We start from the raw sequence: 9260 nt of genomic DNA, 5'->3' as shown, positions 1-9260 counted from the left end.
TGCCGCAACGTGTTCGCTAAATAATTGTGTCAGTGCATTAAGTGCGTCGGCTACTGTTACAGTTGCATCAGGAGGAACGCCAGTTGCTCCACCGCTAATTAGTGGAACTGCAACTATTTGTAATGGACAATCGACCGTTCTTTCTGCTACAAATTGTGCAGGAGTTGTTTCATGGAGTAATGGAATGACTGGAACATCAATCAGTGTAAATCCTTCCGCCTCAACTGACTATACTGCTACGTGTTTTGATGGAACTTGTACAAGCAATAATAGTAATATAATCACTGTCACAGTCAATGCTTATCCATCCATTACAACGCATCCTAAAAATGATGCAGATTGTAACGGAAATTCAGTGAGTTTTTCAGTAACTGCTTCTTCGGTTTCTGGCTATCAATGGCAACGAAAAGTACCGAATGGAACATTTATGGATATTCCAAATGCTATTTCGAATACACTAACAGTCAGTAATGTAGGGAGTTCAACCGACCCTAATCAGACAGAATATCGAGTTGTTTTATCCAACGGAACATGTAGTGTCACTTCCACTGCCGCTGTACTAACTGTAAATTCGGTTGTAGGAAGCCTCGCAGACCAAACCATTTGTGATGGAGCAAATGCAAGCTTTAACCTTAACAACGTTGTAGTTTCGGGTAACATTCAAGGCTACCAATGGCAAAAACGAATAGGAACTTCAGGAACTTGGAATGATATTGCAGGTGCAACGACCACAACTTTAACAATAAATGCCGCAACTAATGCCGATGAGCAGTATTATCGTTGTAAAGTGACATTTACAGCAGGAAGCTCAACCTGTGCCAGATATACAACAGAAGATGATTCTAATGGAGCAAAATTGACTGTTTTGGTTGCTTCAACGCCAAATATTGGAGGCACTAATGCCGTATGTTTGGGCAGAAGCACAACCTTAACTGCAAATAATTGTGATGGAACAATTGCGTGGTCGAGCGGACAAACAACTCCATCCATAACAGTTTCTCCTACAAGTAATACATCTTACACAGTCAGTTGTACTTCCTCACAATGTGGCTTTAATGTGAGTTCAGCCCCGTATTTAGTGACGGTGAACAGTACACCACAGCCCGAAATCATTACTTATGATGTAATTTCACCTGCAACACTCACTTTTGCGGCTCGAATCACTGTTCCTAATGCAACTCTGATGTGGTATAACCGTGCGTCGGGTGGAACAGGAACTACAACTGCTCCATCATTTACGGCAGTTGGTACTTATTCTTACTGGGTAACACAAACCAACCCAATCACAGGTTGTGAAAGTGCCAGACTGCCAATCATTGCCAAAGTTTTAGACTATTTTCGAATCACCCAACAACCTACCAATCAAGTTGATTGTAGAGGTAATTCAGTGTTTTTTGGAGTTGTGGCTGTTGGGCCTAATCCTTCATTTACTTATCAATGGCAAAGAAAACGGCCAAACGAACCAGATTTTGTTAATTTAGTGGAAGAAGGAAACGGAATTAGAGGTTGGTATGCACGAACGATGGCTATTTCAAATGTCGGAGATGACAACAATCCTAATCAAACCCAGTATCGTTGTATTATCAGTAGCGGTGGACAAGTTTTAACCTCCGAAATTTCAACGCTTACCGTCAATTCGCTTACTGGTTCAATGCCAAACTTGGGAATTTGCGTAGGAGAAACCAATGAATTTAATCTACAAAACTATTTTACCATTACAGGAAATGTATTGAGTTATCAATGGCAAACTCGCCCAGGTACAAGTGGGGCTTGGACTAATTTGAGTGATGGAAATGGTATTTCGGGAAGTACTTCGAGTGCTTTGAAATTTATTAAAGCTACTTACGAGCAAGGAGTTTATTATCGTTGTTTAGTGAAATTCAATACGCAGGGTTTTGAGTGTACCGAACCAACCGACGCCGCCAAACTTATTGTGAGTGGTTTTCCACCTGCTCCATCAGTTTCCAATGTTTTTTATTGTCAAAACTCAAATGCAGTAAGATTAAAAGTTGATAGTCCGACTCAGAATCTTGTTTGGTACTCGCAAGAAACAGGAGGGGTAGGAGCAAGTACTGCTCCGACGCCAAACACGAGTATTGCTGGAGTATTCAAATACTATGTTAGTGACCGAACCGACGAAGGTTGTGAAAGCCCAAGAGCTGTAATTAATGTTGAAGTTGGGGCATTACCTCCAGCACCAAAAAACACCACAATTACGCCAATCAACGAAGGAAATGTATTAACTTTCTCAGCCGAAGGCACACCAGTTGAAAACCAAATTTTACGTTGGTACACATCTCCAACAATCACTACTTTTTCTACAACTGCCCCTACATTCACCACCGTAGGAACTTACACTCGTTATGTGGCACAAGTTTCAGCTTTTGGTTGCGTTGGGCCACGTACTGGAATTACGGCTACCATTATTCCGAGTTTGAAATTTACCAAACAACCGCTTTCACAAGCTGATTGTGATGGAAATTCGATAACTTTTAGCATTACGGCCACTGCTCCAAGTACATTTACTTATCAATGGCAACGCCAAAAACCAAATGAAACAAGTTTTATTGATATAGCAAACGAAACCTCGGCATCATTAAAAATCAGTGATATTGGTAGCAATGCCGACCCGCATTTAACCAAATACCGCTGTGTGATTAAAGATGATAAAAATACAGCAATCTCCGAGGAAGCGGTACTAACAGTCAATGCAATCGCTGGAATATTACCAACTATGAGTTTGTGTGATGGAAAAGTCATGAAATTAAGTTTTAGTGGTCTTACAGTAACAGGAACTGTCGCAGCATATCAATGGCAAAAGAAACAAGGAAGTAGTTACATCGATATTCCAACAAATACGGCTGGAGTTGCAGTTATCAATGAGATTGGTACTTATCGTGGTAAAATAAGTTTTGTTGTTGATAAAAACACTACTTGTAGTCGAAATACCGATGATTTGAAAGTAGAGGTAAAACCAACACCAGTAGCTCCGCAAGTAAGTAATCAGAATGTTTGTTTGAATACACCATTTGACATTACAAAGGCCGTTAATGTCAACAATAATTTGCTTTGGTATGAATCTGCTATTGATACGACCGCTGATAAAACCACTCCTAAAGTAGATGTTAGTAAACTTGGCAAAGTGAGTTATTTTGTGAGCCAGATATCAGCATTTGGCTGCGAAAGCGAGCAAAAATCGTTCGATGTGGTGGTTTCTGCAATTCCCGAAAAACCAATAATAAGTGATTTGACATATTGCCGAAATGCCCCAAGTTTGGCACTTGCTGCCACAACCTCTTCTCAAAACCAAGTGGTTTGGTATGCTTCACTAACAGCAAAAGATGCTTTTAATCAAACCCCCATACCAAACACTAAACTTGATGGCGAAACCGTTTATTTTGCGGCTGCTAAAAGTGTCGCGGGCTGTGAAAGTGAGCGAGTTCCACTCAAAGTTTCGGTTTCGCCTTGTATTGCTAATTTTACCAATAATTTCAATAATTGCTTACAAGTATCGGCCGATAGCGTGAAAGGAAATCAATGGTTTGACCTTTACGATGCTGCGGGACGCTTATACGCTTCTGTCAACCCCAATGGATTAAATTTAGGCAAGGTTTCAATCTCGATTCGTCACTACGGGCGAGGCAGTGCGGCTATTCCGACCACAAAAAATGAAACAAAGTTGATGGCTCGTTATGTAGATTTTCAGAGTTCAGTCTTAGACGAGTTTCCTACGCCAGTTTCATTGCGTATATATTATTTGAATGAAGAATTGAGCGAGTACAAAACCGCCACAAACCTACCAAATCTTACTATTAATGACTTCAATATCGTGCATTATGATGGTGTCAGAGAAGATTGTGGATTTGAGAATAATGATAATTTCTTGGAGGGAAATAGCTATGTGATTTATAAAAATGTGGTCGGTAATCAACTCGCCAAAGACTTTTTCTATTTGCAATTTGATGTAAATGAGTTTTCAGAAAATGCTGCAACCGCCAATGATTTTACCGAAATTTCATTCAACGGTAAAGAAACCGAGACCCAAACTGTTCAACTCAATTGGCAAAGTAAATTTGAGGTAAAAGCCGAAAAATATATCTTAGAACGAAGTGCTGATTGCAAAAACTTTGTGCAAATTGCCGAAGTGAAAGCAAATGGGGCAGCAAGTTCTTACGAAAATACTGATTTTCAGCCATTGGCAGGTAAAAGCTGTTATCGATTAGTTTACATCGATAAAGATGGAACTAAGAAGTATCTGGATGTAATTGACGTAAACTTTACTAGTACCACACCTATTTGCTCAGTATTTCCGAACCCATGGAATAAAGGTGATGAAATCAGCCTATATTTAAGAAATATCAAGGAAAAAGAAATTAAACTTTATGACATGCTCGGGCAGACGTATTCTTTCGACATGAATCAAGAAGCATCTAAGATTATCAAAATTCGCCCCGATGTACATCTCAGTAAGGGTATTCATTTCTTGGTTGTTGTGGGCGAAGATGGAAAAAAATGTGTGCAGAAAGTGGTGATAAATCCGTAGTTTGATGCACTGAGTTTTACAGATATTTTTAGTAGAACTTAGTGCTATTTTGTATTTAACGCTATGTTTTATTGGTTTTCAAAGCGTAAGTCAAAATCTTTCAGAAAATCTTTTTCAGAAAACGCAATAGTGATAAACTTTGTCTAGGCTGGTTTAAATTATTAGAAAGTTGTTTCTGCGTTACAATCTTTAGCATGCCACCAGTCAGAAAACATATTCCTGAAATTGTAAGTGCATCTTCCCAAAAGTTGATAAGGGCGAACTTATTATGGTATATTGAAAGCCCCGCAACCACGCAAGAAGCTATAACAAGACATACTCCAATAAAAAGTAAAAAATAGGTTGTATCGTTTACTGCTCTTATGAATGTAATGATAAAAATGAAACCCAAAAGAAAAACAACTGTTACCGAAAGTGGTGCACTCAAATCATTAATGTAAGGCAAGAAATTAGTAGTGAAGTAAAGAATCGATGATACAATTAAAAGAAGTCCGATGATTAAAACCCATTTGGTTCCCAAAAAAAGGTATTCGTTAGTTTTTTTGATACTTAGCAGTAGAAATGTCAGTGAAAATATCGTGGTTAGCATCTCTACGGCAATACCTACTTGATTATGTCGCCAAATGGGTATTAGGCTACCTAATGCAGTGCAATTCAAGAAAATGACAAAATAAATATCTTGAGTTGTGAGTGCTTTTTTTCGATAAGAATAATAAAAGAAAGTACTAAATAGGCAAAAAGAAACATTTACCATGATCCTTAGATTCGTTTCTAGAAAAAACGCTACAGTCAGGTACAGGAAAAGTATAGTATAATATGCAAGCAGTTTTTTATCCCTCATTTTGCTGAAAGATTTAGATAAGGCAATGATAAATAAAAAACTTAATATTTCAAGAAAGTGCGTTATTTTATATTGCAAATATTTATTTAACGTATTGCAAATGCCAAGATAGGCGAGTTTTGAAGTAATTCTTCTAACTTTGTGTATTGAAATCAAAGTATCATAGAATGAAAAATTTTAATCTGAAATCATATCATGTGAGAGGAATGAATGCCTCGACTGAAGCAGAAAAACAAGCAATTAATCAAGAACTGAAAACGTTATACGAAAGCCTTTCGGAAGAAGATAAAAAGGATTTTAATGAGCAGTTACAATCTTTTCTGATAAAAGAAATGGCTGCTATAAAATCTGTTTATGATGCTACACAGACCGATGATTTAAATTGATTTAAAAAAAGCCCTCCCCAATCGGGGAGGGTTGGGTGGGGTTATATCGCCTCCAAAATTCTCTCCATGCTCACGGCATAACCAATCTTCTCTTTCAATTCTGAAATCGAAACACGTTCTTGCGTCATTGAGTCACGGTGACGAATCGTTACGGTATCATCTTCCATCGTTTGGTAATCAACCGCAATACAGAATGGCGTTCCGATTAAATCTTGGCGTGTATAACGTTTACCAATGGCACCGCCATCATCATAAACCGTACGGAACGACGACTTCAAAGAGTTGGCAATCGCTTCACCTTTTTCGGCCAAACCATCTTTCTTCACCAATGGCAATACCGCCGCTTTGATTGGAGCTAATGCTGGGTGAAGTTTCAAGTAAACTCTTTCTTTATCTTCTTTGCCTTCTTCGTTGCTCGGAATCGTTTCTTTCGTGAACGCATTACAGAAAGTAGCCAAGAATAAACGGTCGGCACCTACCGAAGTTTCCACTACGTGCGGAATATAGTTTCCGTAAGGTTTGCCATTTTCGTCGAGGTCTGCGTCAAAATACTGTTGTTTTTTCTTCGATAATTCTTGGTGATTTCTCAAATCGAAATCTCCACGAGCATGAATACCTTCGATTTCTCTGAATCCAAACGGGAATTCAAACTCAATATCAACCGCAGCACTGGCGTAGTGAGCTAATTTTTCGTGGTCATGATATTTGAGTTTTTCAGCAGGAAGACCTATCGCTTTATGGAATTTCAAACGGGTTTCTTTCCAGCTATTATACCATTGCTGTGAAGTGTCAGGGCGAATGAAAAATTGCATTTCCATTTGTTCGAACTCACGCATACGGAAAATAAACTGACGAGCCACAATCTCGTTTCTGAAAGCTTTTCCGATTTGGGCAATACCAAAAGGTACTTTCATACGTCCACTTTTTTGTACGTTCAAGAAGTTTACGAAAATCCCCTGAGCAGTTTCTGGACGCAAATAAATCAAACTCGAATCTTCGGCAACCGAACCCACTTGTGTCGAGAACATGAGGTTAAATTGACGAACTTCTGTCCAATTTAAAGTTTTCGAAATTGGACAAACGATGTTTTCCGAGATAATTAAGTTTCTCACACCTTCCAAATCTTCAGCACCCAACAATCTACCCATTTCGTTGAGCAAATTTTGAGCTTTTTCGGTTTCGCCAGCTTTGGTATATTCTTCGGCTTTACCTTCCAAAAGCTGGTCGGCACGGTAGCGTTTTTTGCTGTCTTTGTTATCAATCATTGGGTCGTTGAAGCCATCTACGTGACCCGACGCTTTCCATGTAAGTGGGTGCATGAAAATAGCGGCATCAATCCCCACAATATTATCGTGAAGTTGGGTCATGGCTTTCCACCACGCCGTTTTGAGGTTGTTTTTTAGTTCAACGCCATTCTGACCGTAGTCATAAACGGCTTGAAGTCCATCATAAATTTCGGACGAAGGAAACACGAAGCCATATTCTTTTGCATGGCTAATAATGTCTTGGAGACTGGTTGCAGGAGCTGCGGCTGGTTGACTCATTTTTATCGTTAATTTTTAAGCACTATACTAATAACCATATCTGTATGGTCTTTCATCAAGCGGAGTATTAAGTTTAATTTCTTTTTTTATTGCTTTTAGGCGGTTAATTGGTTTATTTCCAATATTTAAGCGTAATATATCTTTTGTTATTTTAGCTCGTTCTTGATTTTCTAATGGTTTAGATTCATTAGGAATAATTTCCCCTGTAAATGAATCAAATCTAAAATAATCTTCAAATTTATAATCTAATTCGTCAGGTTTTAACATGAGTGGGTCATAATTATTGCTCTTTTTATTACACTCATTACACGAAGGAAATAGATTACTGTATGTAAAAGCAATTTGAGATTCAATAGTTTTTGGAACAAAATGGTCAATTTCAAAGCCTTTATCGTCTTTCAACGGATGACAATCACAATAAGCACAATGGTCGTTATTGCATAAAAAGAGTGCTTCCTTTATAACTTTTTCTTTACCTTTCCAAGACCAACTACTGCTTTTCTTCGTTTCTGCGTATTTAGCAGTCCACCATTCTCCGAGCGATTTTTCTTCCTGTGGGCTTAGTGGATTCGCACCCCTAAGAAATGGTATCATATCGTAAAATCTTCTGCTAAGTTTTTAGAAAGTTGTCGCAGTTCAAATTGAACATTATTTCTTAAATCAGGACTTTTAAGTGCCAATTTTCTTGCTCTACTTAATAATTCTTTCTTGTCAAAATCTTTATCTTTTTTATATGCTTTTTCTAATTCCGTTTGAAAATCTTCAATCTCATGCTCTACTGTTTGTCCATACATTTGGGTTGGCTCAATATCATAGATTTCATTCAAAACCTCATCAATTGGCATCGAAGTAGATGAAATTGTTGGTTTTTCAGATTTACAATGCCCATCTTCATCTAATTTTAATTCATAGATATATGCCCCATCAACCGAATTGACAATGAATGGTGAATGCGTGGTGATAAAAATCTGAGCATTTTTGAAGAGTTTTTGCACTACTGGCAAAATCTTTCGTTGCCAAGAAGGATGCAAATGCACCTCAATCTCATCTAAAAATAGAATAAATTCTCGTTCAAAAATTGGCAAATCATCTTTCCATTTCAAAGCATCCATTCTCATGATTAAATCGCCAAGCCATGAAATGATTGAGCGTAAACCATCGGGTAGGAGGTCGAAGTCTAATTCTTGACCTTGTTTTACGGCTACGACTTTTAGTTTTTCATTTTTAAACTTAAAATCTATCGGAATCTCAATTATTTGCTCAATTATTTGCTTTAAAGTTTCAATTCCTCTACTATATTTCTCTACTTCCTCCGTATTTCCATCAAAAAAAGCACTGTTTCTCTGTGCCATTTTATTGGCAAGCCATTCATTTAGAGAATAATCGTTTGCATTATTCTTTTTATTAAATTCTAAGGCATTTTCAAGTGGATTATAGTTTTCTTTTTCTTTGATGCTTATGTTTTCTTGATGTTCAATGAAACGGTAACCTGAGTAGGCAAAGGCTGCATTATGTAAGCTATCAAGTAAGTCTAATGGACTGGAAAATTCACTAAAGTCTCCGTTAATGCTACCTTGATAATTTAGATTATACTCATAATTATTAGAATCGATTAGTTGTACGTAAGATGATAAATTCTGATATTTAAATTTACGGAATATCTTCTTATCAATTTTGAAAAGACTTAAATCCAAAAGATGTAACATGTCAGGAGTCAATTCAGCCAACGCCTGCAAAATCGTAGTCTTTCCAGTACCATTTTGTCCTGTAAGGATGTGAATTTCGGCCATGTCTTTGTCCTGCTTTTCGGGAAAAGAAATGGTTTCATCCTCAAAAACTCCGATATTTTTTAACGTAAGACTTCTGATTTTCATCTTTTGAATAAATTTTCATCACAAAATTAACGAAAACCTTGCAAATACTTTGCCTATATCTTAATTTTTGCC

Annotated in this window: 6 protein-coding genes; 2 read left to right on the top strand and 4 right to left on the bottom strand. The window is 37.6% G+C overall.

From position 1 onward, the window contains the following. A partial coding sequence (locus ACOVO2_RS18305) for a T9SS type A sorting domain-containing protein (RefSeq protein WP_421771364.1) occupies positions 1-4543 on the top strand: 4543 nt, incomplete at its 5' end. A gap of 100 nt (positions 4544-4643) precedes the next feature. Here ACOVO2_RS18305 and ACOVO2_RS18300 read toward each other — a convergent pair. Continuing rightward, positions 4644-5384: a hypothetical protein gene (locus tag ACOVO2_RS18300; RefSeq protein ID WP_421771363.1), complete on the bottom strand. Its 741-nt coding sequence runs from the start codon at positions 5382-5384 to the stop codon at positions 4644-4646. A 167-nt stretch (positions 5385-5551) separates the two neighbouring features. Between ACOVO2_RS18300 and ACOVO2_RS18295 the strand changes: the two genes are divergently transcribed. Next, positions 5552-5770, top strand: coding sequence for a hypothetical protein (locus ACOVO2_RS18295; RefSeq protein WP_188768270.1), 219 nt, complete (start codon positions 5552-5554; stop codon positions 5768-5770). Positions 5771-5811: 41 nt separating this feature from the next. Here ACOVO2_RS18295 and ACOVO2_RS18290 read toward each other — a convergent pair whose 3' ends face one another. From ACOVO2_RS18290 to ACOVO2_RS18280, 3 genes are read right to left on the bottom strand one after another with little or no spacing between them, the layout of a single operon-like run. Next, positions 5812-7314 carry a glycine--tRNA ligase gene (locus ACOVO2_RS18290; protein ID WP_421771362.1) on the bottom strand — a complete coding sequence of 501 codons (1503 nt, stop codon included), beginning with the start codon at positions 7312-7314 and terminating at the stop codon, positions 5812-5814. Positions 7315-7341: 27 nt separating this feature from the next. Further along, on the bottom strand, positions 7342-7908 hold the full coding sequence (locus tag ACOVO2_RS18285; protein ID WP_421771361.1) for a retron system putative HNH endonuclease: 567 nt from the start codon (positions 7906-7908) through the stop codon (positions 7342-7344). Then, positions 7905-9188, bottom strand: a complete 1284-nt coding sequence (locus tag ACOVO2_RS18280; RefSeq protein ID WP_421771360.1) for an AAA family ATPase — start codon at positions 9186-9188, stop codon at positions 7905-7907. Before ACOVO2_RS18280 ends, ACOVO2_RS18285 begins: the two co-directional genes overlap by 4 nt. Positions 9189-9260: the final 72 nt, after the last annotated feature.

The sequence above is a fragment of the Emticicia sp. genome (assembly GCF_049241225.1).
GTDB lineage: Bacteria > Bacteroidota > Bacteroidia > Cytophagales > Spirosomataceae > Emticicia.
The sequence above is the reverse complement of the archived record's forward strand: the minus strand, read 5'-3'. Positions and strand labels throughout refer to the sequence as shown.

Excerpts from the sequence above, each read along its gene's own strand:
- ACOVO2_RS18280 (WP_421771360.1), bottom strand. The coding sequence starts at position 9,188 with ATGAAAATCAGAAGTCTTACGTTAAAAAATATCGGAGTTTTTGAGGAT.
- ACOVO2_RS18300 (WP_421771363.1), bottom strand. The coding sequence starts at position 5,384 with ATGAGGGATAAAAAACTGCTTGCATATTATACTATACTTTTCCTGTAC.
- ACOVO2_RS18290 (WP_421771362.1), bottom strand. The coding sequence starts at position 7,314 with ATGAGTCAACCAGCCGCAGCTCCTGCAACCAGTCTCCAAGACATTATT.
- ACOVO2_RS18285 (WP_421771361.1), bottom strand. The coding sequence starts at position 7,908 with ATGATACCATTTCTTAGGGGTGCGAATCCACTAAGCCCACAGGAAGAA.
- ACOVO2_RS18295 (WP_188768270.1), top strand. The coding sequence starts at position 5,552 with ATGAAAAATTTTAATCTGAAATCATATCATGTGAGAGGAATGAATGCC.